General features: G+C 38.7%; 19 protein-coding genes and 1 riboswitch. Of the genes, 9 read left to right on the top strand and 10 right to left on the bottom strand.

All coding sequences use genetic code 11. The features are described 5' to 3' along the window. Positions 1 to 8: 8 nt before the first annotated feature. From eutA to OSO01_RS05220, 6 genes are all read right to left on the bottom strand, one after another. Complete coding sequence (eutA, locus tag OSO01_RS05245) at positions 9 to 1436, bottom strand: ethanolamine ammonia-lyase reactivating factor EutA (RefSeq protein WP_147209355.1); 1428 nt, start codon at positions 1434 to 1436, stop codon at positions 9 to 11. A 121-nt stretch (positions 1437 to 1557) separates the two neighbouring features. After that, positions 1558 to 2943 (bottom strand): histidine kinase N-terminal domain-containing protein, encoded by a 1386-nt coding sequence (locus OSO01_RS05240; RefSeq protein ID WP_147209354.1) that lies wholly within the window; start codon positions 2941 to 2943, stop codon positions 1558 to 1560. Beyond that, the gene (locus OSO01_RS05235; RefSeq protein ID WP_147209352.1) at positions 2936 to 3508 is read right to left on the bottom strand and encodes an ANTAR domain-containing response regulator; all 573 of its coding nucleotides are present in this window, start codon (positions 3506 to 3508) and stop codon (positions 2936 to 2938) included. Before OSO01_RS05235 ends, OSO01_RS05240 begins: the two co-directional genes overlap by 8 nt. 251 nt (positions 3509 to 3759) lie before the next feature. Beyond that, complete coding sequence (locus OSO01_RS05230) at positions 3760 to 4890, bottom strand: 1-propanol dehydrogenase PduQ (RefSeq protein WP_147209351.1); 1131 nt, start codon at positions 4888 to 4890, stop codon at positions 3760 to 3762. A gap of 493 nt (positions 4891 to 5383) precedes the next feature. After that, positions 5384 to 5569, bottom strand: a riboswitch (cobalamin riboswitch). 109 nt (positions 5570 to 5678) lie between these two features. After that, positions 5679 to 7610 carry a fructose-1,6-bisphosphatase gene (locus OSO01_RS05225; RefSeq protein ID WP_147209349.1) on the bottom strand — a complete coding sequence of 644 codons (1932 nt, stop codon included), beginning with the start codon at positions 7608 to 7610 and terminating at the stop codon, positions 5679 to 5681. Positions 7611 to 7710: 100 nt separating this feature from the next. Then, a complete protein-coding gene (locus OSO01_RS05220) occupies positions 7711 to 8592 on the bottom strand; it encodes an aldose 1-epimerase family protein (RefSeq protein ID WP_147209348.1) in 882 nt (293 codons plus the stop codon). Between the two features lie 380 nt (positions 8593 to 8972). On the opposite strand from OSO01_RS05220, the gene OSO01_RS05215 reads away from it, so the two are divergent. From OSO01_RS05215 to galT, 3 genes are read left to right on the top strand one after another with little or no spacing between them, the layout of a single operon-like run. Then, positions 8973 to 10151, top strand: a complete 1179-nt coding sequence (locus OSO01_RS05215; protein ID WP_147209346.1) for a galactokinase — start codon at positions 8973 to 8975, stop codon at positions 10149 to 10151. Further along, on the top strand, positions 10148 to 11152 hold the full coding sequence (galE, locus tag OSO01_RS05210; protein ID WP_147209345.1) for a UDP-glucose 4-epimerase GalE: 1005 nt from the start codon (positions 10148 to 10150) through the stop codon (positions 11150 to 11152). Before OSO01_RS05215 ends, galE begins: the two co-directional genes overlap by 4 nt. After that, complete coding sequence (gene galT / locus OSO01_RS05205; protein ID WP_147209343.1) at positions 11149 to 12633, top strand: UDP-glucose--hexose-1-phosphate uridylyltransferase; 1485 nt, start codon at positions 11149 to 11151, stop codon at positions 12631 to 12633. The genes galE and galT overlap by 4 nt, the downstream gene beginning before the upstream one ends. A gap of 117 nt (positions 12634 to 12750) precedes the next feature. Here the strand turns inward: galT and OSO01_RS05200 are convergent, their stop codons facing one another. Together OSO01_RS05200 and OSO01_RS05195 are read right to left on the bottom strand one after the other, a co-directional pair. Beyond that, the gene (locus OSO01_RS05200) at positions 12751 to 13557 is read right to left on the bottom strand and encodes a histidinol-phosphatase (protein ID WP_147209416.1); all 807 of its coding nucleotides are present in this window, start codon (positions 13555 to 13557) and stop codon (positions 12751 to 12753) included. A 268-nt stretch (positions 13558 to 13825) separates the two neighbouring features. Next, positions 13826 to 15418: a motility-associated ABC transporter substrate-binding family protein gene (locus OSO01_RS05195; protein ID WP_147209342.1), complete on the bottom strand. Its 1593-nt coding sequence runs from the start codon at positions 15416 to 15418 to the stop codon at positions 13826 to 13828. A 254-nt stretch (positions 15419 to 15672) separates the two neighbouring features. Between OSO01_RS05195 and OSO01_RS05190 the strand changes: the two genes are divergently transcribed. The 6 genes from OSO01_RS05190 to OSO01_RS05165 all read left to right on the top strand — a co-directional run bounded on the left by OSO01_RS05190 (position 15673) and on the right by OSO01_RS05165 (position 22108). Next, positions 15673 to 16611 (top strand): phosphate/phosphite/phosphonate ABC transporter substrate-binding protein, encoded by a 939-nt coding sequence (locus OSO01_RS05190; RefSeq protein WP_147209341.1) that lies wholly within the window; start codon positions 15673 to 15675, stop codon positions 16609 to 16611. 286 nt (positions 16612 to 16897) lie between these two features. After that, positions 16898 to 17671 carry a phosphonate ABC transporter ATP-binding protein gene (gene phnC / locus OSO01_RS05185; RefSeq protein WP_147209340.1) on the top strand — a complete coding sequence of 258 codons (774 nt, stop codon included), beginning with the start codon at positions 16898 to 16900 and terminating at the stop codon, positions 17669 to 17671. Next, positions 17671 to 18462, top strand: a complete 792-nt coding sequence (phnE, locus tag OSO01_RS05180; RefSeq protein WP_147209415.1) for a phosphonate ABC transporter, permease protein PhnE — start codon at positions 17671 to 17673, stop codon at positions 18460 to 18462. Before phnC ends, phnE (OSO01_RS05180) begins: the two co-directional genes overlap by 1 nt. After that, entirely contained in the window at positions 18459 to 19262 is an 804-nt protein-coding gene (gene phnE, locus OSO01_RS05175) for a phosphonate ABC transporter, permease protein PhnE (RefSeq protein WP_147209339.1), read from the top strand. The genes phnE (OSO01_RS05180) and phnE (OSO01_RS05175) overlap by 4 nt, the downstream gene beginning before the upstream one ends. 104 nt (positions 19263 to 19366) lie before the next feature. Continuing rightward, a complete protein-coding gene (locus tag OSO01_RS05170) occupies positions 19367 to 20959 on the top strand; it encodes a bifunctional metallophosphatase/5'-nucleotidase (protein ID WP_186813568.1) in 1593 nt (530 codons plus the stop codon). Positions 20960 to 21283: 324 nt separating this feature from the next. Next, positions 21284 to 22108: a Cof-type HAD-IIB family hydrolase gene (locus OSO01_RS05165; RefSeq protein WP_186813567.1), complete on the top strand. Its 825-nt coding sequence runs from the start codon at positions 21284 to 21286 to the stop codon at positions 22106 to 22108. Between the two features lie 351 nt (positions 22109 to 22459). On the opposite strand, the gene OSO01_RS05160 is transcribed toward OSO01_RS05165, so the two are convergent. Further along, the gene (locus OSO01_RS05160; RefSeq protein ID WP_147209336.1) at positions 22460 to 23512 is read right to left on the bottom strand and encodes a galactitol-1-phosphate 5-dehydrogenase; all 1053 of its coding nucleotides are present in this window, start codon (positions 23510 to 23512) and stop codon (positions 22460 to 22462) included. 4 nt (positions 23513 to 23516) lie between these two features. Continuing rightward, the gene (locus tag OSO01_RS05155; protein ID WP_147209334.1) at positions 23517 to 25013 is read right to left on the bottom strand and encodes an FGGY-family carbohydrate kinase; all 1497 of its coding nucleotides are present in this window, start codon (positions 25011 to 25013) and stop codon (positions 23517 to 23519) included. Position 25014 lies beyond the last annotated feature (1 nt).

The raw sequence follows: 25014 nt of genomic DNA, 5'->3' as shown, positions 1-25014 counted from the left end.
AAAATAGCTTAATTAAATACGAGTGTTTTAATCACTACCGGCAATACACTCCCTTCTGCAAGCGGATGTCCAATGTCAATATAATCACCATCTTCTACAAAAACACTATCAATACAGATGATTTCAATATCTTTTCCAAGTATTGTATAAAGCGTCTGGCCAAGCACTTTTCCAATATCCTTCTCTACAATGACAATGAGCGGAAGTCCTAAATTCAGATAACTTCTGGAACCCTTTATAATTTCTTCTGCCACTCTTGTGATATTTTTAAAACTCGATATTTCCCTGCCTGAAAAAGATATTGCCACACGCTGTTTCTCTTCCTCCAATTGGAATCTGCTTAAGTTTTCATCTGTATAAGCTGCGATGGAATGAAATTGGGCCATCTCTTTATCAGGAATTTTTACAACCGGGATATTTTTAATCGGAAATTGGTTTTGAGAATAATGAATGGTGCTTCCGCTAATTTCTGTCGTATGTGATCCAGCTCCAACAACTGTTGCCCGAATTAATTCTTTTGGTTCTACCAGCGTTAAGCGCTTCGTTAATGCAGATTCACTGATTGCTGCTCCCAGTAAAATGCCAATATCCCCAAACCTGAACACATCACCTTCAGATGGCTGATAAACCGCCTCTGCAACACCTCCCGTAAATGAAATATGTGAAATATCCTCTTTGTACTGAATTCCTCTATGTGTCACTATTTTGCTAAAGGCCTCCGTCTGCGGCCGGATGCCTACGCTCTCTTCCAGCAGTTGTACCATGCGCTCAATCAGCGGTTTAAATAATTTTTCTGTTGCTTTTCCTCCTACATAAATGGGCCATCCATTTTCTTTAATTAAGGCCTGGATCTTTTCCGAAATATATTCAATTTCTTTCGTTTCCTTATTTACTTTGACAAGTCTGCCACCGATATCTAAGCAGCCGGTATCTACTATCTCTCCCCGTTGCATCACGGCCATATTGCTTGTTCCGCCGCCAACATCCAGATTGACGAGCTTCCCGGCGTGCTCTTTGGAATACCGGTGAAGTCCGGCTCCTTTCGCTGCAATAACACTTTCTAAGTCCGGCCCGGCAGTTGCAACAACAAAATCTCCAGCATATCCGCTCAAGCCCTGTAAAACCTCTTCTGCATTTTCTTTTCTGGCAGTCTCTCCAGTAATAATGACAGCGCCCGTTTGAATGCTTTCTTTGGCAATACCTGCTTTTTGATACTCACTCGCTACAAACTGCTCGATGCGGGATTGATCAATCCGCTTTCCTTCCAAAAGCGGGGTATCGATAATGTCACTCTTATATACAACCTTCTTATCAACAATCACAATGCGCGGGACATTAAAAGCAGAAGCTGTGTTCTCAATCTTCAGATGCGAGAATACAAGCTGTGTGGTCGAAGTCCCAATATCAATCCCGACACTTAAAACATTTTCAGCCATTTTCTCCTCCTCCCTTCTGTTAAGCTTTTAAAGGATATAAAAAAGCAAAGAAGCTTAAAGTATAAAAAATTGCACATAGCAATCCCATTTATACCTTAAGCTTCTTTGCTTTCGGATTCACTTATACATCATTGTACAGTGTCTGTTTAAATTGAAAGGTAACTTCCATACCCTTTTTCTGGCGATTAAATTGAATCGTTCCTTTCAACTTGTCTTTCACATAATTTTGAACGATAACTAACCCCAGGCTATTCTTTTTAATTTCATCGATTGAAAAGCCTATACCATTATCTGCAACGGTGATAAATACTGTGTCATCTTGTTTTTTCAAAGAAACCTTCAGCTTCCCATTGCTTTTCCCTATGAAAGCATGGTTATAACTGTTTTGTACGAGTTCATTCACAATAAGAGAAACAGATGTGGCGATTTCACTTCTGACAATAATAGATTCCTCTGCATCAAGACTTAATTCAAGGTTGTTTAAAAGCATATAGCTCCGATGCATATTATTCACAATAAATTTAATTACTTCGCTTAACTCTACTTTATCACCGAGCTGTCTTGCTAAAATATCGTGCGTAGCAGCAATAGACATTACCCGATTCATATTGTCTGATAAAATATGCTTAATTTCTTCATTCTCACTTCTTCTTTTCTCCATCCGCAAAAGAGAAGCCATTGTCTGCAAATTATTTTTTATGCGGTGATGCGTTTCCCGAATTGCCTCTGTCTTGGAAATAATTTCAGCTTCTTTGTTTTTCAATTGCGTAATATCCCTTAGAATAATCGCAAATTCCAGCTTATCATCCTCGAGAATAATCCGCTTCATCATATAAAATTTATCATCGAGCTCAATTTCCTTCATAAATGCTTTTTTATCATTTAAGACCAGATCACTATAAGGAATTTGATTGCCAAACAATTGATTATAATAAACTTCCTCCTGTAAACTGTCTTTTAAAATACTATCTGCTTTCTCATTTTGAAAAATCAGCCTGCTGGATGAGTCAAAAAAATAGATAGCATCATCAATATAGTTGTTTAATCGGGCAGTCATAACCATATAATCATTTTGTTCTTCTGTTCCATCCTTCTGCACTTCATGAAAAGGCGTTTCCATAATATATGTTCCAAGAATCTTGTCCTGATATTCAATGGCATATATATTTTGCCGGATAAACACATTTTCCTGTGTGAACGCTTTATATCCTTTCAGCTTTCCACCAGCCCGTGAAACCTTCCAGACCCCCGGTTCATTCATCTTCATTGCCGGCTGGCCTACAGGAGATTGCTCATAGAGTGATTCCTTCGATACAGGAAGAACATGATAAATAACGATGGAGGCAGTACTGTTCTTCAGAGGAACATCTATAAAAATATCACAATCAAAAATAGTTGCCAGTTCATCCAGAGCATGCGCTTTCTGATAAATAATTTCAATCTCTTTATCTGTCATTTCTGTATACTTCTTGCATAATTCCATAATTTTATCTATTTGTTTATTCATAAACAATAGCTATCGTCCTTGCAACTTCACTGATGGACTTCCTTCCATCCATACTCATTTTCCGGAGAAGCTTATAAGCCTCCTGCTCATCCAGATTTCTCTCTTTCATTAATAAACCCTTAGCTATATCAATAATCTTCCGGTCTTCCAGCTTTTGAGATACTTCCTGCACCTGCTTTTCCAGGGACTGGATCTTTTCTGCCCGTGATAAGCACATTTCCACTGTCGGAATAAATGATTTTTCATCCAGCGGCTTCACTAAATATCCAAGAGCCCCAATTTCTCTTGCTTTTTTCACAAATGCTTCATCGTAAAAAGCAGTAAGCAGCAATATACCTCCGGCAATCTTGTCATACATGATCTTCTTACTGGCCTTGAGTCCATCCAGTACAGGCATTTTTATATCCATGATAACGAGATCTGGACGTTGTTCCTGACAAACATCAATTGCTTCAAATCCGTCGGAAGCCTGTCCTACTACATTGTACCCGGCTTCTTCCAAAAGCTCCTGCAAATCCATCTTTGTAATAGGTTCATCATCGACTATCACAATTTTTTCATTCATATCCATACTCCTTAAACAGTATAATTCATTGTTGATTATTGATTATTGAAGAATTTAATAAGACTTCAGCCGTAAAAAATGCAAAAAAGGGGCATGAAAAAGATACATTCTTTTCCAAAGCCCCTTTGCTTTTATCATCAACTAACTGCATTCATTTGATTACTTATGCACGCCATTGTGCTTCTACAACCATTATATATTTGAAAGCACTTTCTTGCAAGCCTCTTTTACACTGAAGTCAATCCGCATAATTATCTTATCTTTTTTAAAATAGCTGTGATATCCTGAGGGGCCGGTTTAACAGGGTTCATATTTGTGCAGCTGTCGTTTAATGAAGCCTCTGCAATTTCTCTTTCTATCTCATCATTGTATTCCAATTGATATTCTTTTAAATTGGCAGCAATGTCTAACTTTTTCCGGAGCTTCTCTATTTCTTTAATAAGGCTTCTTACTCCGCTGGCATGATTTGCTGCAGGAAGATTCAATAACCGGGCAAGCATTGCATATCTTTCTGCTGCCGGAGTTATATACTGATGGTGATTTTGATGGATACCTGCATTAAAAGCAATGACGTGCGGGAGTAAAATAGCATTCAGACGGCCATGTGGAACATGAAACCTTGCCCCGCTGGCATGAGCAATACTATGATTGATCCCTAAACCGGCCGTATTAAATGCAAAACCAGCCAATGTAGAAGCATGATGAACTTTTTCCTTTGCTTCTTCGTCCTGTTCATTTTGATAGGATTTTGGCAAATAATCAAACAACAGACGAATGGCCTTCTCCGCCATGGCATCTGAAAAATCATTGGCATTTTTCGCAACATAAGCCTCTACAGCATGTGTTAAGGCATCCATCCCTGTATCAGCCACAATCGGTTTAGGGACAGTTTTCACAAGCTCTACATCTAAAATAGTCGTCTCCGGAATAAGAGAATCTGCTGTTAACGGGTACTTTACTCCTTTATTTTGATCCGTTATAACAGAATAGGAGGTTACTTCCGACCCTGTGCCGCTTGTTGTTGGAATAGCAAGAAGCGGGAGCTGGTCAATAGAATATACCTTCCTGGCGATATCCTTCATCGCTTTTGCCGCATCCATTGCCGATCCTCCGCCAATGGCAATGACAAAATCAGGCTCAAAATCCTTCATTGCCTCTACACCGGCAGCAACATTCTCTATCGGCGGATCAGGCACAACATCCGTAAATAACCGCCACACATTATCTCCTTCTGAAAGATACCCTTCTATTTTCTCCAAAATCTCTGTTTCTTTTAAAAAGGGATCCACAACAATGAAAATCCGTTTAGCACTAACTGTTTTCAAATAATCCAAAGCGTTCTTCCCGTAGTAAATATCCGTTTGAAAAGCCACCTTTTTCAAGAAAACTCCTCCTCATTTTTTGGCATAAAAAAAGGCAGAGGAGCTCTACAGAATTTATCATTCTGCAAAGCTCCTCTGCTTTTAAAACTACACGTCTTTGTGTTACCTGTAGTGTACTATTAATCTGTTAACCTTGTCAATTTTAATTTAGAAGCTGGAAGGTTCACCACTTCTTTGGAGCGAATCTTCCAGCATGGAAGGTATTACCTCTTTGTAATTACCTCTGTCCGAGCTGGTTACTTCTGCGTAACGATGCAGCCCCACGATCCATGTAAGGCTTTTTCAGCCTGCTGCATTGCAAGGCTCCCGAATGCTTAACAAACTTTTGGTTTCGCACAAACCAAAGTAAGTAGCGGCAATAAATGCTGTACATAGCACTTCTCGCTCTATACACATTAAAAAAACCCTCACCTGTCTTAAGTTGAGAGCAGCAAATAGAATTCAATTTGTATTCATTGAATTACCAGTATGCATCTCCTTTTCCCAGAAGGCAGCTGTGCATATTACTTTGGCAAGTCTCCTGACTCATGGCTGTCATCCACTCCGCCTTCCCGGAAGTATCCAGTGGCAATATAGAGTGAACCTACCATTTACAGTGGCCGGACCGTTCAGGATTTTCACCTGATTCCTTTTTAATCATTTACAGCATTGTAAATGAACCAAAATAAATTCCATATAAGTTTGTTAGATTTATTATATATCAGTTTCATACTTTTTCAAAGGAAAAGTTATCCCGGCTCTTTTCAACACAAAGACCAGGCATTCTAAATGCCTGGTCTTAACCCTATTTAATTAATATAACGATATGCCATCAGCTGATTCAGCATTTCAATTTCTTCTTGCAGCTTAGCTCCGATATTGGTTTCCCTGACCTTTTTCCGTTCCAGCTCTTTGTCTACCACCCGCCGGACAGATAAAACATCAGCACCATTTAATACAACATCTTCTTTTGAATTAAAATGCTGATGGGCAACGAGCTGCATTCCAAATGAATTATATAGTAAAGTATAGCCGGCGATACCTGTCGTAGATTGATAGGCTTTTGAGAACCCGCCGTCGATAACAATCATTTTCCCGTTTGCTTTAATTGGATTCTCGCCATCTATTTCTTTTACTGGTGTATGTCCATTAATAATATGCCCCTGACTTGGGTCCAGTTCAAATTCTTCCAGCATCTTACGGCACATTTCCACATTCTCACGTAAATAATAGTATGGATTTTTTTCTTCTTTATGAGATACCTTATCCGAAATAAAGTAACGTTCAAAAGTGGTCATAGCCCGTTTACCGAAGAGTGAAGAATATTCTCCTGTCCATAAATACCACACCATATCCGTCGCTAAATCATCTGTCAATTCTTTATGTGCAAAAGCATGGCGCAAATAAGACTCAAATTTATCCAGCAATTCTCTTCCCTTGTATGCTTTTCCCTCAATCTCCATCTGCTCCATATTTCCATTTTCATCAACAGGAATACAGCCATGAATTAATAGGTTTCCATTATATTTCAGATACAGACTTCCTTTTTTCATCAGGAAGTTCATATGCCTTTTCAGCTTCTCTGATTGCTGTACCGAGAGCAGAAGCTTATCAATGACTTCCTCTTCCTCTGGTAACAGCTTGGCAGGATCAGACGGGTCAATGGTAGAAAAACATGTGTTTTCCAGCGGATAAGTCTTCCCATATACCGTGATTTCCTGTTTCTCGTAATCCGTTTTTTCTAATACCAGCCTTTCTTCCATATTAAAGAAAGAACGACGTTTAATAATCGGGCTTTCCAGCTTAAACTGGATCATGGCAATTGCTTGGTGAATCTTCGTAATCTGTAATTTTTCCTGATCCGTAATATTCTGATCTGAATGTTTTTTAGGACGGAAAGCTGGATTATCTCCATAATACTTTTCCGCCAGGTTAAGTAATGGGCGTAAGTTAATACCATAAGCATCCTCTATGATATCTAAATTATCATAACGGGCACAGATTCGAATAATATTGGCCAGACAAACCTTAGAGCCTGCATATGCGCCAATCCAAAGCACATCATGATTGCCCCATTGGATATCAATCGAATGGTATCCAATCAGTGTTTCCATAATTTTATCGGGCTCTGGTCCACGATCATAGATATCTCCAACAACATGCAGGTGATCTACGACAAGACGCTGCGTTGTATAGGATAAGCCAATAATCAGCTTCTCTGCCTGACCAAGCGAGATAATTTTTTGAACAATCTTCTCATAATATGGCTTCTTATTTGTATATTCATCCGTCTTATACAAAAGCTCTTCAATAATATAGACAAATTGCTCCGGCAATGCCTTACGCAGCTTTGAACGTGTATATTTGGAGGAAGCATAGGAAATTAAATGAATCATATGATGAATTTTCTCTGCATACCATTCGTCTAACGCCTGCTTTGAATTAAATTGATGTTTAATAAGCTTCAGTTTATCTTCCGGGTAATAAACCAGCGCAGCAAAATCATTAATATCTTCCTCTGATAAGGTATCTTTAAAAATATCATTTATCTTCTCTCTTACTTTACCGGAACCGTTCCGGAGCACATGCTGAAAAGCTTGATATTCCCCGTGTAAATCACTTACAAAATGCTCCGTCCCCTTTGGCAAATCTAAAATTGACTCTAAATTGATAATCTCTGTAACTACCTTCTCTTCGCTATCATATTTCTCCGCTAATAAATCAAGGTATTTTGTATTCAATTCCCAAATCCCCCTTTAATTATGCCATATTATTTCTAAATAGTATAACACTTTCGAACGAGAATTGCAGTAATTATCAGAAGAGCGCCCTCCATCAAAATCATTTAAATATCATTGTATACGCCTTCTGAAAAACACCGCCTGCTTCTAATTGATTAATTCCAAACTTTTCTTTTAAATCTCCTGTTGTATCATGTGTATCTGCAACACCGTACCATGGTTCAATACATAGAAATGGAGCTATGCTATTTTTTTCTTTATTATATTTAGACCAGATTCCTACAAAAGGAAAGTCAGTAAACCCTACCTCTATACCATGATTTGATTTTGCAGAAACAAGTTCAATTCGATCTATATGACTGTATATCATCGCATCCTTTGCAAACAGCTCCGGCTGCACCCGGGTATCCGACAAATTAGTACGGACTCCTTTCTCTTGAATCAGTGCATTTTCCAATTCATATTCCATGACTTCTTTATTTGGAGCAGGTGTAAATTTTAAGTGGTAGTCCTCTAACCCTTCATTTTCTATAAGCGGAATTCGGAAAGCAGGATGTGCGCCAATTGAAAAATACATCTCTCCACTATTTTGGTTTTCAATTTTCCAATCAACGGAAAGAGAATTCTGATTCAGCGTATAGGTGATAACCGCTTTAAATTCATATGGATAGATATCTTTAAAACGCCCATTAGAAGCCATTTCAAATGAAGCATTCTCCCCAGAGTGTGTGCTCAGCTCAAAATCAATATCTCTTAAAAATCCGTGCTGCGACATCTCATATGTTTTCCCTTCAAGCTGATATTGATCCTCTTTCAAACGGCCGACGATCGGAAATAGTACTGGTGATACGCGTCCCCAATATGCGCTGTCTCCTGTCCACATATAATTAATTTTATTCTTCTTATGCTCTACAGTTTGTATTTCCGCGCCATTACTGTCTATTTCAACTTTTAACCAATCATTTTCAATTATTTGCTTCACTTTACTTCATCCCTTCTAAATTATAAAGACTTGATAGAAAAGTATCTCTATCCTCCATCTTAATCTGCGGAATATAGGCTGTCTAGTCTGGCTTTACGTTATTATTTGATTGAGTATATTTCTTATTTCCTTCATTATAGTTATCACCAGCCTGTTTTAACAAAATCCTCTTGCAGATTTAATTAATCAATTGTAAAATAAAACTTAATTAATTAAATTAATAAAATAACATAATTTATTTTTAGAATTTTGTAGCTATTTATATCCATTGTGTTCAAATCCGTAAAATGCGAATGTTTATAGCAAAAGTTTGATAATTGCACAACGTCAAAAATATGTATGGATATAAACTGCTTACTTTAAATAATAAGGAGGCCCCGATGGTAAATTTAACAAAACTATTCCAAAAAACTTTTAATACATCGGATGTACCGAGAAAATTCTTTGCTCCAGGACGTATCAATCTTATTGGTGAGCATACTGATTACAATGGCGGGCATGTTTTTCCAGCATCTATCTCACTTGGTACGTATGCTCTCGGGAGAAAACGTACAGATAATACATTTCGATTTTATTCATTAAATTTCTCTGAAAATGGTATCATTGAATGTACACTGGATGAGCTTTCTTTTCAACAGAAGCATGCTTGGGCTAATTATCCTAAGGGGATGATTCAATATATAGTGGATCAAGGGTATGCGTTAGACTCTGGTGCGGATATTTTATTTTATGGCAATATCCCCAATGGTGCAGGCCTCTCCTCTTCAGCATCTATTGAATTAGCAACCGGTGTTTTATTAGAAGGACTTTTTCATTTAGAGATTGACAGCATAGAAATGATTCAAATCGGCCAGAAAGTCGAAAATAAATACATTGGTGTCAACAGCGGAATCATGGATCAATTTGCTATTGGCATGGGAAAAAAAGATAACGCAATATTGTTAGACTGTCAGACACTGAATTATCAGTACGCTCCTATCGCGTTACAGGACCATATTATTATCATTATTAATACGAATAAACAGCGGACCCTGGCAGGTTCTAAATATAATGAACGATTCACTGAGTGCAAAGAAGCATTAGCAGAGCTTCAAAAAAGTCTCCCTATCCAGAGTCTCGGTGAATTATCAACAAAACAGTTTGAAGATAACAAACACGCTATTACGAATAAAATCCATCAAAAACGCGCCAGGCATGCTGTCTATGAAAACGCACGTACACTGCGGGCTTTCGAAGATCTGCATAAAGGTAATTTGACCGCTTTTGGAGCTTTGATGAATGAATCACATCGTTCTCTGCAGAATGATTATGAAGTGACTGGTCTTGAACTGGATACAATTGTGCATGCTGCCTGGGAGCAGGAAGGTGTTATCGGTGCCCGTATGACAGGGGCAGGTTTTGGCGGCTGTGCTATTGCTATTATCCATCAGGACTTTGTTGATAATTTTAAGCTGAATGTTAATCAAATCTATCAAAATATCATTGGCTATGACGCTACATTCTATCTAGCTTCCATTGCAGATGGAGCGAAAGAAATTATGGAAGGAGAAATCCTATGAGTATTTTAGTTTTAGGCGGAGCTGGTTATATTGGTTCTCATGCGGTGTATCAGTTAATTGACCAAGGACAACAGGTTGTTGTTGTCGATAACTTGGAAACCGGTCATCCAGAAGCTATTCACCCAAAGGCTATCTTTTATCAGGGAGATATACGTAATATCTCTTTTCTTCGTGAAGTATTTACCAAGGAATCGATTGATGCTGTCCTTCATTTTGCTGCAAACTCCTTAGTTGGAGAATCGATGGAAAATCCGCTAAAGTATTTTGATAATAATGTGTACGGTACACAAATCTTATTGAAGGTGATGATAGAGCATAACGTGAAAAAAATCGTCTTCTCTTCCAGTGCTGCAACCTACGGTGAAGCAGCATCCATGCCAATTACAGAAGAAATGGACTGTCTTCCTGCAAATACCTACGGTGAAACTAAGCTCATCATGGAGAAGCTCATGAAGTGGACAGCACAGGCGCATGATTTAAATTATATTTCTCTTCGCTATTTTAATGTTGCCGGCGCCAGAGAAACAGCTGAGATTGGTGAGGACCATACTCCAGAGACACATTTGATACCTATTATTTTACAAACGGCTCTGGGGCAGAGAGAACATATTTCTATTTTTGGTGATGATTATGAAACAGCGGATGGTACATGTATCCGAGATTATATCCATGTGGAGGACCTTATCGAGGCGCATTTGCTAGCCTTGGAGTACTTAGACAATCATGAAAAGAGCGATATCTTTAACTTAGGGAGCAGTCAAGGATTTTCAGTAAAAGAAGTGATTGCCGCAGCAAGATCTGTCACAGGGATCGATATCACTGAAAAAATGAGTGGACGCCGGGCAGGTGATCCTGCCATGCTTATTGCCAGCTCTGAAAAAGCAAAAAGCATACTCGAATGGAATCCATCCCGCACATCTATTGAAAAAATGATACGGGATGCATGGAATTGGCATAGTGCAAATCCACATGGATACAGTGGAAGAGGAAATATAAAATGATTTACTCCATCATCGAAGGGCTTATCCAGCAATCCACAAAAAATGGGTTAATCGAATCCGCTGATCAAATTTATGTGCGTAATCAGGTTATTGCTTTATTAAATCTAGAATCCATACCCGAAGAAATGCCAGAAGCGTTACAGGATACTATCCCTAATCTATTAGAAGAAGTCCTAGCCTACGCTGTAGAACAGCAGCTGATTGAAGACATTTTTGATGAAAAAGAGATATTTGCTGCAAATATAATGAATTGCTTCGTTGCCCGTCCTTCTGAAATACAAGCAGCCTTTTATAAAAAATATGAAGCATCTCCGAAAGCAGCAACCGATTATTTTTACAACTTAAGTAAGAACAGTAATTATATACAGATGAACCGGATTAAGAAAAATATCCACTTTAAAGCAGAAACAGCTTACGGCAAGCTCGATATAACCATTAATTTGTCCAAACCGGAAAAAGACCCTGAACAATTAAAACGGGAAAGGCAAATGAAGCAATCCATTTCTTATCCAAAATGTTTATTATGTGTGGAAAATGAAGGCTACAAGGGCAGAGTCGGTTATCCTGCCCGGGCTAATCACCGTTTAGTGAAGGTTCCTTTAGGCGATGAAAACTGGTATTTTCAATACTCCCCCTATGTTTATTACAATGAGCATAGTATCGTATTATCTGAAAAGCACCGGGATATGAAAATTAATCAGGATACATTTGAAAGGCTTGTTACTTTCACAGAAAAGTTCCCACATTATTTTATTGGCTCCAATGCTGATTTACCGATTGTTGGCGGTTCGATTCTAAGCCATGATCATTATCAGGCGGGAAATTATGAATTTACCATGACAAATGCCGAGACTGCCTTTTCTATTGATCTGCAGCGTTATTCTGATGTAACTGCATCCATTTTAAACTGGCCATTGTCCGTTATCCGTCTGCATAGCAAAAATAAAAAAGCTCTGCTGTCTCTGGCAAATCACATCCTGCAAACATGGAAATATTATGATGATAAACAAGCCGGCATTCGAGCTTTTTCTGAGGACATACCTCATAACACCATTACACCAATTGCAAGAATGCGGGATAACAGCTATGAGCTTGATCTTGTTCTGCGTAATAACCGGACTTCAGACGAGCACCCTCTGGGCATTTTTCATCCTCATAAAGATGTTCATCATATTAAGAAGGAAAATATAGGTTTAATTGAAGTGATGGGTCTTGCCGTATTACCTCCGCGTTTAAAAGATGAGCTTATCGAAATCCAGCATTTTTTATGTGGAGAGCCATCTAATATAGAGGCCTATCATCAAGAATGGGCAGAGCAGATTAGACAGAATTATGGTATCTGCTCAAATTCTGAACAGGCAGGTATGATTATACAAAGGGAACTCGGCCAGAAATTTACAAAGGTATTGGAAGACGCAGGAGTTTTTAAAGAGAAAGAAGCATTTAAAAGGTTTATTAAAATATTAAATACCCCTAGTTGAATACTGTCGTTATTTCCCGGGAAATGTTGAAAGAGGGATAATATTGTAAAAAGTGGACGAAGCTTATATGCGTCGTCCACTTTTCACCATGAAAGCTAATCATTCCTGCCTTCAAAATTATAATAATACATTATGTCTTTTCTTATTTACGAAATAAACCATTTCCTTAAAGCCAATTTGTCTTAATGTTTCTTGTACCTCTTTATAATCATCGCCAATCCTGGAAGGAACATGTGAGTCTGAGCCAAAGGAAATATCTACTCCATAATAATAGGCTCTTTCCAATATTTCATGAGATGGGTACCAGCCGCCACAATCTTTATTTTTACCAGATGTATTTACTTCAATGGCAACTCCTTCATCAGCAATCACCTTCAATGTCTCATCTATAATTGGTGTCTTTTCATCATGAAAATCTAATAGAAACCCCTTCATTGCATCAATATGACCAAGAACCTGAAACATACCGCTCTTTGCAGATTGCTGTATCAAACGGTAGTAAGATTCTTTTTCCTCCAGACGTTCTTGTTTCGATAAATTATCCCATCTGCCTCTTTGAAAAATACTTTTGCCATGAACAAAATGTACAGAGCCAATAATATAATCAAAAGGATACTGCTTATATTTTTCTTTATACAACGCTTCATACTCCGGAAAATAATCACTTTCCATTCCTAATAGCACATGAATTTTATCCTGATATTTTTCCTTTAGTGACAATACTTCCTTTACATAGTTGTTCAGTTCACTCTTGGCCATAGCTATTCCGGGATGAAGCTGATCTTCATCTGCATAAAAATATGGAGAATGATCAGAAATGCCTATGTAATGAAGCCCTCGATCGATAGCTGCTTGAATATAATCTTCTATTTTTCCTTCTGCATGTCCACAGCGGTCATGATGTGAATGTAAATCAAAGATAATACTTGTCATATAGTTTGCTCTCCCTTTCCATACTTTTCATTTAATTATATCCTATTAATACTTTCCTTTGTTATATTCATTTCAATTAAGCTACTAGTGTGCTTTATCTTTTTTTCCTCGCCTTCAAAAAAAATTTCACAACAAAAAACTACCATCCGCATAACAGATGATAGTTCTTCGTAAATTACCGTTTTTCAAACTGTAAGTTATATGATTTTCTGTCTACCTCTTTATTGAATCGGAATATCTGATTCGTTTATCTGTCTGACTAACCTGCAATCGGATAGATTACCTCGCTGTATTCTAAAGAAACACTCTGAGCGCCAAGCATAATTGTCTTCGTATAAACATTATTTCCAGCCCCCAGACGAAGACGGATATTTGCGTTACCTTCTGAGGCACCATTACCAACCCGCATAGTCACTGTGACCTCAGCTTCTCCCGATTCATCCGCTTCTAAAATACCAATGCTTTGGTAGCCATAGCTGTTGCCCGGCCAGCTTCCATCTTCATTCTGTATTTGTGAAACAGCTTTCCCGCCGTCAAGATAAATTTGCATTTCCGCATTTTCGATAACTTGACCAGGTTCCATATCCGTTAATGTTATCGTTGCTTCAAATGGCGTACCGTCAACAGGAACTACCTCCGGTGTCTCAATATTATATATGATATCTTTCGGCGGACTCACTTCAGATCCAAAAGCACCATCAGCAAATGTCGACGGTTCATACCATAAGTAGCCCTCCGCAGGCTCTCTCCATGGTTCATTTTCAGGCTCCGAAGAATTTTCCGGTGTCTCCATATCTAAAATTGGAGACGGCTCATCTAAAGGAATATCCACCTCAGAAAAAGCCTGATAATCCTCTTGATCCGCCAGCCAATTCACGATATTGACCAGTAACAGACCATTATCTGCATCCGTAAATCCATCATAGGTACGCTTCGTCTCTCCATGCTCTTCGTTCCGATACTTCGGTGTACTGTCCTCTACTGGAGAAGAATCTCCAATAAACGCAGACTTTCCATCTCCTTTTTTTCCTATAGCTGTAAACGGACCTTCATCTGTTCCACCGCCAAAATAAACACCCTGATCGACAGCATTGTTCCATTTATTTTCACCTTCTGTTAAACCTTCAGGCAAATACACAATACCTTTGGCAATTTCAGGATTCGTTACAGCCAGCGTAGACCCTGCATGAATAGTTACTTCACCGATACCTTCTGTTATGCCAAAAGCCTCCGATGAAGGAACGATGTCGTCTCCTATCGTATTATCAATTGCATTAAACCGGAAGCGGACTCCGAATTCTTCACTCAGCCAATCGGTGCTCTCCACTCCATTCATTGCTTCCTGCTCTCCGATGTTCATTCCCTTTGTCGGATCTTCATATGCTCCTCGCCGCCAGCCATTCATGATTTCATTCGAGTCCCAGCGATTGAAATTTCGATCAGCATTATAATGATCGGCTATAAAGAAGACACCTCCACCATTATCAGCAAATGCTACAATCGCATCTTGTTCAGACGTCTTAAAAGGAATTTGTGCTTCTGGAATAACAAGTACATTGAAATCTTCCAAATTTTCCAGTGATAAAGGTTCTGTACTTCGATGCTCCTGAACAACGTATCCTTCTTCAACCAATGCGTCAGCAAAATCAGAAAATGCTCCATCAATTACCCAGTCAGATTGCCCTGCAGTTTGACCATGACTATTGTCAAACAGAACTTTCATCCCATTCGGCTCTTCAGGATTCAGTACAGGAGCTGGATCATTGGGACCTTCTGCCGCAGCAATACTTCCAAATGTTAATAACAACACAAAAGACAAGGCTGACATCGTCCATCTCAAGGCATACTTCATTCTACACATACCTCCCAATTAATTTTTGAAAACGCTTTCTATGATGTTCTATTATAACAAAGTAGTCAAAAAATAACATTACTTTTACAAAACTTTAATATTTTACATTTAAAACAAACATTATGTCATAATTTACTTTTTTTTAGCAAAATTATATGTATTATTTGACATATTCCATGTTATAATTATGTAGAATTTCGAAATAATAGGTAATCGAATCTATTACCCATATTTTTTACTAGGAGGTTTTATCAATGACGTGGAAGAAAACAGGCATTTTTCTGTTTGCCGTATCCTTATTATTTTTAGCTGCATGCGGTAGTTCAGATGATTCGGCTGACGGCGATAACTCATCAGATGGCGATACATACGTACCCGATTCACTGACAGTACAATTTGTTCCTTCTCAAAATGCGGAAACTTTAGAGGCAAAAGCAAAACCTTTAGAAGATTTACTGGAGAATGAGCTGGATATTGATGTTACTGTAAGTGTTTCAACAAATTATAACTCTGTTGTCGAAGCATTGGCTTCCGAGCAAATTGATGTAGGATTCCTGCCGCCGAATGCATATGTGCAGGCACATGACGAATACGGTGCAGCAGATGTAATACTGCAGTCTCAGCGTTACGGTGTAAATGACGACGGTACAAGCACAGATGAACTTGTAGACTCTTATTACTCTATGTTTATTGCAAAATCTGATTCCGATATTGACAGCATAGCTGACTTGAAAGGTAAAACCATTGCGTTCCAGGACATCACTTCTTCAGCTGGTTATGTTTGGCCTGCTGCTGCTTTGATGGATGAGGGAATTGATCCTTTAACAGATGTAAAACCGTTAACTCTTCAAGGACACGATGCAGCTGTTACGGCAGTACTTAATGGAGAAGCAGATGCTGCAGCAATCTTCCAGGATGCACGTAATGTTGTTTTATCTGATTTCCCTGACGTGTTTGAAGATACAAAGGTGATTGCTCATACAGAGCTTATTCCAAACGATACGATCGCTGTACAGACGAACATGGATGAAGAATGGAAAGAAAAAATCAAGCAGGCATTTATCAATGTCGGTGAGTCCGAAGAAGGCCGGGAAATTGTTCGTGACATTTACACACACGAAGGCTATGTTGAATCCCAGGATTCCAATTTTGATATTGTCCGTGAATATTCAGAGCGCATTCAAGAACAGTAGAAACAACATACTGTTCCTATAGCAAATTAGATTTATAAAAAAAGCTTTCTTAAGATATGATCAACAGACGGAACTTTTACTTTCATTTATTCCGTGATTGATTATCAAGCTGATTAAAGCTTTATAGTATCATTCCTGAAAGGATGTCTAAAAGGGTAAATCCTTTTTATTCATCCTTTTTAAAATTTGTCAGCATTTTTTAACATCTTCCCGCATCTTGTGTATATGGGAATCTGTATACAGTCAGCCTATGGCCGACTATTTCTGATAAGAAAGTTGGGTAAATATGATTGAATTAAATGACGTTTCTAAAGTCTACTCAAATGGTGTAAAAGGATTAGAAGACGTTAATCTAAAAATTAATAAAGGCGAATTTGTATCGATTGTCGGTTTATCAGGAGCAGGTAAATCTACATTGCTCCGTTCGATCAACCGTCTCATTGATATTTCTTCCGGTGATATAAAAATAGATGAAAAATCTATCACGTCTGCATCGGAAAAACAGCTGCGTATGATCCGCAGAGACATCGGAATGATTTTTCAGAGCTTCAATCTTGTAAAGCGTTCCAGTGTGCTGCGCAATGTTCTCTCTGGGCGTGTTGCTTACAATAATACTTTGCGGACGCTTTTAAACCTTTTTCCGCAAAAGGATGTTGATCTTGCCTTAAAAGCATTGGAAAGAGTGAATATATTGGATAAAGCTTATACAAGATCCAGTGAACTTTCCGGCGGACAGCAACAGCGCGTTTCCATTGCACGTACATTGGCTCAGGAAGCAAAAATAATCCTGGCTGATGAACCAACAGCATCACTTGATCCGGTAACTACCAAACAGGTAATGGACGATCTAAAAAAAATCAATACAGAAGATGATGTCACAGTAATTATCAATCTGCATTTTGTTGACCTGGCAAAAGAATATTCCACAAGGATTATTGGTCTTCAGGCAGGGAAAGTTGTCTTCGATGGCACACCGGAAGAGGCTACCTCAGAGGTTTTTGAAGAAATTTACGGTCGCTCACTTAAAGAAGATGAATTGCTCGGGGAGGAAAACCTATGATGGACACAAAACTGAATGGACCCCTCCCGGCGAAGCCTTCAAGGTGGCCATTTTATTTTTTTCTCATTGGTTTGTTTGCAATTGTGTTAATTAGTGCCATTTATATCGGAGCAAATCCGCTTACTTTTATCCAGAACAGCGACAATATGGTTGATTTATTTGTCAGAATGTTTCCGCCTGCCTGGTCGTATATAGCAACAACAACGCCGGCCATGCTGGAGACAATCCGTATGGCTCTCTTAGGAACAACCATTGGGATGGTATTTTCCATTCCTATTATGTTCCTGTGCGCGCGTAATATTTTCCGGCTGCGCTGGCTGGTGGAATTATCACGAATTGGTTTGAACGTTTTACGTACCATTCCAGATTTACTGTTAGCTGCTATTTTTGCAGCAATTCTCGGGTTCTCTCCTCTCGCAGGGATTGTCGCGTTATCTATTTTTTCGATTGGTATTATTGCAAAGCTATCCTTTGAAGCAATTGAAAATATTGATAACGGACCATTGGAATCAATGACTGCGGTAGGCGCAAATAAACTGCAATGGATTGCTTTCGGCGTTGTCCCGCAAATACTGCCGCATTTTGTTTCCTATGTGCTTTATACGTTTGAAATTAATATCCGTGCTGCAGCAATTCTTGGTTTGGTCGGAGCTGGCGGTATTGGGGTCTTCTATGACCGCGCACTTGGTTTTTTCGCCTACGATCAGGTTCTGGCTCTGATTCTGTACACCTTAGTCGTTGTTATTATCATTGATTTAATTAGTTTGAAGATAAGGGAGAAACTGCTATGAGTCAACGTGATCAACTAAAAAAAGCACGCGCCAGGAAAAGAGGAAAAATCGCAATTATTCTTATCGGCCTGATTGCTATATACGTCTGGGCAATCTCCGGAATTGAGTTCAGAGGTATTCAAGAAACAGCGGGACCTGTTACGAAAAATATATTAAAAGGCTTTATTTCTCCGGATTGGAGCTATGTATATAGTCCTGACGGTGAAGATTTAATCCGGGGACTGCTGGAAACCTTGGCTATTGCCATTGCCGGTATTTTCCTGTCTATTATTCTTGCGGTTCCTGTCGGGCTTTGGGCAGCCAAAAATTTAAGTAAAAGCTTTATCACTTCCCAAAGTGGAAAAGGGGTATTGAGCTTTTTCCGTACACTTCCGGATATCATTCTCGCCCTTCTTTTTATCAAGGTAGTCGGACCTGGTGCATTTGCAGGGATGCTGGCACTTGGTATTGGAGCGATGGGGATGCTGGGTAAATTATATGCAGAGGAAGTAGAAGCTATGGATCCGGGACCTGTTGAATCGATTGCGGCTGTTGGAGGGAATAAATTGCAGCAGCTTGCTTTTGGAGTCATTCCTCAAGTATTGCCAGGTTTTATTTCCGCAACACTCTATCGTTTTGAAATCAATATGCGTTCTGCAGCTACATTAGGGCTCATTGGTGCCGGTGGAGTCGGTACAGCATTAATTTTTGCCATCCAGGGCAGGAGCTGGGACCGTGTTGGTATCATTCTCATCGGAATTGTTGTAGTCGTATTAATCGTCGACCTGCTTTCCAGTGCATTGAGAAAGAGAATTACTTAAGAACGATTTAATTAACCTCCTCCCATAGATCATACGTAAGTAGATTTATGGGAGGAGACTTCTTATACCAGCCTTATTCAAGGACGAAAGGAGCGTGTATTTTTTTGAAAAAGAAAAAAATCGTTATTTTATTTACAAGTGATGTCCACGGCAAAATTTCACCATATAACAGCCAGGACAAAAGCTATGATGGCAAAGGTTATGCCAAAGTATCCTCTGTCATAAATACTGTAAGAAAAGAAGAAGAAAATGTAATTGTCATTGATAATGGAGATATGCTGCAGGGCACGCCGCTTTCGCATTACATGCTTGCAGAGAAAGAGGATAACAGTCAAATTCATCCGGTAATTTCTGCCTGTAATACCATTCAATATGATGCGGCTGTTATCGGTAATCATGAATTCAATTATGGCCGGGAGAAGCTGGAAAAAGCCATGAACGATTCGAGCTTCCCATGGTTATCCGCTAATATTGTTAAAAAAGGAACAACAGATCCTTATTTTGGTACACCATATATGATTAAAAAATTCGATGATCTGACTGTTGGTATCCTTGGATTAACAACCAAGAATATTCCTGTTTGGGAACCGGACCGCCATATTGATTGTTTTGATTTTTTGGATCCGGTGGAAACTGCAAAAAAATGGATAAGCTATTTAAAGGATGAGGAGCAGGCAGATGTTGTCGTTATTGCCTACCACGGCGGTTTTGAGCATGATCCCGTAACCGGACAATATCTTGCTGTCAGCAATGGTGAAAATCAAGGGAATGAGTTACTGGCATGCCTTCCTGATCTGGATGTATTAATTACCGGCCATCAGCATTTGGTTTATCAAGCCGTCACAGAATCTGGCATAGCAGTTGTTCAATCTGGAACAAAGGGAGAATTCGTCGGCCGCATCGATCTGGACCTTGAAAAGAAACAGCAAGAAGAGCCTTATACAATAGCAGACCAGGAAACATCGCTTATTCCAGTTGAAGATGCCGCAGCAGATGAGAAGATTTTATCAGATATTAAAGAGATCGAAAATGAAGTAGACGATTGGCTCGATGAAACATTAACAACTATATCTGACCCGTCTACGATGCAAATTGAGGATCCGCTGAAGGATGTATGGATCAAGGAACATCCTATGATTGAATGGGTCAATAAAACCTTTTTGAAAATCACTGGAGCGGAAATGGCCTCAACAGCCTTTTTCCTCACACAGGGTATGACATTCAGCAATACACTTACCAGAAGAGATATACATGCATTCTATCCGTTTGCCAATACATTAGTCGTGATGGAGGCAGCCGGAGAAGAAATCCGGTCCTCTCTTGAGTTCAGCGCATCCTTTCTAACATTGGACGCAGACGGCCTTCCTGCGATAAGTGAGTCTTGGAAATATCCGCGTTTACTCAGCTATAACTATGATATGTGGGAAGGAATTCAGTATACTGTTAATCTACGTAAGCCAAAAGGTGAACGGATTACTTCTCTTACATTTAACGGAGAAGCACTGGATCCAAACAAAAAATACCGCGTAGCGACAAGCAGTTACCGTGCAAGTGGTACAGGCGGCTATGATATGTTTGGCGAGGATAAAATTATTAAAGAATTTCCATTTGGCGTAACGGAAATGCTGATTGAGGAACTGGAAAATACAGAGGAGTTTATTCCGACAACCAATCAAAATTGGAAGGTATTGAAGTAAAGTAGTTTTGTATTAAAAATGCCGGTTGTTTCTATTTGCAGAAACAACCGGCATTTTTAATACTATATTTCCTCCATTTCTTGAAGTAAAAGCCTTACAAAAGTCCTTCAATGAGGCAAGTAATCGCAATGGTTTTCGATGGGGAGAGTAATCGCAGTCTCAGCCCCAGTCCCAGCCAATCACACGACGATAAACCATATTATATGAGTTTACATGATAGTATCCTTAGCATATTTAGTTTTTCTCCTTTTAAAGCAAAATTCAATTGTTGACATGAAATGCATTTCATACATTATGATTTACGTTAAAAGGAGCGATAAAAAAATGAAAAATAAAAAAATCATCTTTTTTGATATTGATGGGACATTAGTGACAGAAGATAAGATTATTCCGGAAAGCACAAAAAAATCCATCCAGCACCTGCAGGAGAAAGGCCATTATACTGTGATAGCTACTGGAAGAGGTCCCAGCATGTTTCATCATATCCAAAAAGAATTAAATATTTCCTCTTATGTAGCTTTCAATGGACAGCTGGTGGTATGTGACGGTTTCGAGGTTCATTCGGAAACATTAGATTCCGAATTTGTAGATGATATTACTGCATATGCTAATCAATATAATCATGCAATTGGTTTTGGAAACAAAAAAGGTTTTATGATTACGCATGCTAATCACCCACTTGTAAAAGATAATTTTTTGCATTTAAAATTAGACTATCCTGCAGTTGATCCCAATTATTACAGAAAGCATATAGTAAACCAGTTGAATTTATTCTGTACAGAGCAAGAGGAGGTTATCTATAAAGAAAAATACACAGATTATACGTTTGTTCGCTGGGGAGACTTTGGGGCAGATGTACTGCCTTCAGGATCTTCAAAAGCTCTAGGTATTCAAAAATTTATTGAGTATGCAGGTATAGACCTTGAACACGTTTATGCTTTTGGAGATGGCAAAAATGATATAGAAATGTTGTCACTAGTGAGGAACGGGGTTGCCATGGGAAATGCAGTCAGTGAATTAAAGGACGTAGCTTCTTATATCACAACAGATTGTGACCAAAATGGGATTTTATATGGATTACAGCACTTAGAACTTATTGAGCCATCATTTGAAAATCATAAGTACGATTCACCTATAGAAAAACCTTAAATGAAGCTAGATAAGTTGAACTAATGGAGAACAGAGATGATTTGTCTATTTAAAGTGAAAAAAGAAGCTGCTTCAGCACAGATTTTTCTTTCATAAGATGGATAATATATTAAAAATCATGTAGAGAAGCAAAGGTCTTCAAACATCAAATCACCTTTCCTTTAGAAATCCAGTTTAATGATATGTTTTTTTGCTTTAAAGAAACTGAATTTGTAAATGTTCGATAGTGCTTTTAATAGTGGGGTAAGTATGAAAAATAGATATGATTCCTACAAATTAAAAAAGTAGTGAAACGGAAATTTAATTTTAACTTTTCTATCCCACTACTTTTCTTTTATAAAATTTTTTCACTTACTTCCCTACTTCAAACAAAACCTTCATTGCTTTCTCTTTACCACTGGTTATTTTTTGAAATATATTTGGACCTTCTTTTAAAGGTAAGTAATGAGAGATCATCGGCTTCGTTCTTAGCTTTCCTTCTTTAAGAAATTGCAGTGTTGTCGTAAACTCTCTGCCCGGGAATGGAGCAGATACCGCATTCCATGATCCCCGTACAGTTAATTCCTGTCTGACGATTCTCTCAAAATAAAATCTTTTTAAAGTAATATCGCTATATGGAATTCCCAGAAATAAGACCTCTCCACCTTTTTTGGGAGCTGCAAATACTTCCTCTGATGTCTGAATGGAACCAGCAGCTTCAATAGCTAAGTCCACTCCATTATCATCTGTCAGTTCCATTAATTTCGAATAGGTGGACACACTTTTTTCTGGTTTTATTATTTCATCTGCTCCTAGCTCTTTGGCTAATTGGAGCTTTTCCGAATCAATATCAATAGCTACAACTTTTTCTGCTCCAAATAATTTAGCCCACTGACAAGCAAGTAAACCAATGGTTCCACAACCATATACTGCCACTGTTTTTCCCGGCTGAAGCTTTGTCTGAAAAAGTCCATGCAGGACAACAGAGGATGGTTCTATTAACGCTGCTTCCTGAAAACTAACATTGTCTGGTAATTTCAATACATTTTCTGCTGGAACCTTTGTATAAGAAGCAAACCCCCCTGGCTCTTTTGCTCCGATTACTAATAAATTCGGACATGCTGCAAAAAATCCAGACTTACAGGCTTCACACTCCCCGCATTTTAGTTGCGGACATACTGCAATGCGGTTACCAACTTGAACATTTGTCACCCTGCTTCCTGCTTCTTCAACAACTCCTGAACATTCGTGTCCAAAAATATTTCCTGGTGTCAGAGGTCCGAGTTTTTTATATCTGGATAAATCAGAACCACAGATTCCCGCATACTTCACCCTAATAATCACTTCATCATCTTTTTCTAACCTGGGTCTTTCCTTTTGTTCATAACGAATATCACCAATTCCATAAAAAGCTAAAGCTTCCATCTAATCATCCTTTACCTTCCAAATGATTTTTTAAATTGTAAACAGGCAAATAAAATGTTTGATAAAAATCCTGAAGTATTTTTACACTTTCTGCTTTAGGTGTATATGTTTTTATTTCCGCTTCTGGAAGTGTTTCCACCAAGCCTTGTTTCCAGCCACTTAACATAGCTGCTCCCTTGGCCACCGCTTCTTCCTCCTCGTAAGCTATGATTTCTGCTTGAAGAATATCTGCTTTCAACTGCAGCCAAAGCGGATTTTTTACTGCCGGACCAATAACTTTTATTCTGTTGATTTTAGCATTCAGATACTGTTCATAGACACCTTTTAACTGCTTTAATTCAAAGCAGAGTCCTGCAATCATCGAAACAAGAATATCATTATCCGTTGATTGATCCGTCAGCCCATAAATCATTACTTTAGAAGAAGTGCTGCGAATTGGCGGCCCGCTTCCTCTTAAATGTGGAATAAACACTTGCATTCTTTCCAGGATAGGATGGAAATCAGCTGTGTATTCCTGATAGATTTCATCGCATAATCGCCCGACCTCTGTAATATCCTTATTAAATATTTTAGATATCCAGCTAAAGCTTTGCCCGGCTGTCGGCATAGACCCATAAATACTGTACGTCGATTCCAGGACATAACAGCCATTGGATATTAAGAATTTTCTGAACTCATTTGATAGATTAGGCTTATCTGCTATTAATAATAGCCCTTCTGTTGTTCCTGTTGAGTTTAATATCTCTGTTTTCTTTTGTAATCCTGTACTGATGGAGCCAGCCATATGATCGTGTCCTGCTATAGAGACGGTGACATGATTGGGCAGCCCTGTCTTCTTAGAAATAGATTCTTTGATATTGGCAATCCTCGCTCCTGATTCTACAACATGAGGAAATGTTTCCACATCCAGTTCAAAGGTCTCGATGAATTTGTTATCCCATGTTTTCTTTGTTATATCAAATAACATTGTCCGGGATGCTAAGCTCCAATCCGTAGCAAAAACACCTGTTAAGCGGGAAGCAATAAAGCCTGACATACAGGTCCATATATGCATCCTATTAAATGCTGTATTTTCATGCCGCTTCAGCCATAGCAGCTTTGTTAAACTATGATTTGAGTGAGAGTTGATTCCAGTTACCTCATATAGTCTTTCTTCTCCTAAAATCTCTTTTGCTTCCTGAGCTTCTGTTTTCGTTCTTGGATCAAACCAGGCAATGGTCGGAGGAATAACCTTCTCCTGACTGTCCTGGAGCACAATCGCCTGTCCAAAGCTTGAAACAGTAATCTGCTTTATTTGCTGTGTGTCTTCTACAGCAACACTTAATTTCTGTAATGCTCTAAGAATATTCCCCCAAAGCCGCTCTGCATCTATATCTGTTTCTGTACCCTTAACCAATTGAGGTGTCGCAAATTTGACTACTTCTGCTAATTGAAAATCTGGCAGCTGATATAAGCATACCTTTGTATTTGTAGTACCGGCATCGATGCTGATGATATACATT

The organism is Oceanobacillus sojae (genome assembly GCF_007991515.1).
GTDB classification, from domain to species: Bacteria; Bacillota; Bacilli; order Bacillales; family Amphibacillaceae; genus Oceanobacillus; species Oceanobacillus sojae.
Note: the sequence above shows the minus strand (reverse complement) of the source record. Positions and strands in the feature narration are given on the sequence as shown.

Bases quoted from the DNA above. Each gene is read 5' to 3' on its own strand.
- phnE (WP_147209415.1), top strand. From the start codon at position 17,671: ATGGACACAAAACTGAATGGACCCCTCCCGGCGAAGCCTTCAAGGTGG.
- galT (WP_147209343.1), top strand. From the start codon at position 11,149: ATGATTTACTCCATCATCGAAGGGCTTATCCAGCAATCCACAAAAAAT.
- OSO01_RS05235 (WP_147209352.1), bottom strand. From the start codon at position 3,508: ATGAATGAAAAAATTGTGATAGTCGATGATGAACCTATTACAAAGATG.
- OSO01_RS05240 (WP_147209354.1), bottom strand. From the start codon at position 2,943: ATGAATAAACAAATAGATAAAATTATGGAATTATGCAAGAAGTATACA.
- OSO01_RS05190 (WP_147209341.1), top strand. From the start codon at position 15,673: ATGACGTGGAAGAAAACAGGCATTTTTCTGTTTGCCGTATCCTTATTA.
- galE (WP_147209345.1), top strand. From the start codon at position 10,148: ATGAGTATTTTAGTTTTAGGCGGAGCTGGTTATATTGGTTCTCATGCG.
- OSO01_RS05195 (WP_147209342.1), bottom strand. From the start codon at position 15,418: ATGAAGTATGCCTTGAGATGGACGATGTCAGCCTTGTCTTTTGTGTTG.
- phnC (WP_147209340.1), top strand. From the start codon at position 16,898: ATGATTGAATTAAATGACGTTTCTAAAGTCTACTCAAATGGTGTAAAA.
- OSO01_RS05165 (WP_186813567.1), top strand. From the start codon at position 21,284: ATGAAAAATAAAAAAATCATCTTTTTTGATATTGATGGGACATTAGTG.
- OSO01_RS05155 (WP_147209334.1), bottom strand. From the start codon at position 25,013: ATGTATATCATCAGCATCGATGCCGGTACTACAAATACAAAGGTATGC.
- OSO01_RS05160 (WP_147209336.1), bottom strand. From the start codon at position 23,512: ATGGAAGCTTTAGCTTTTTATGGAATTGGTGATATTCGTTATGAACAA.
- eutA (WP_147209355.1), bottom strand. From the start codon at position 1,436: ATGGCTGAAAATGTTTTAAGTGTCGGGATTGATATTGGGACTTCGACC.
- OSO01_RS05215 (WP_147209346.1), top strand. From the start codon at position 8,973: ATGGTAAATTTAACAAAACTATTCCAAAAAACTTTTAATACATCGGAT.
- phnE (WP_147209339.1), top strand. From the start codon at position 18,459: ATGAGTCAACGTGATCAACTAAAAAAAGCACGCGCCAGGAAAAGAGGA.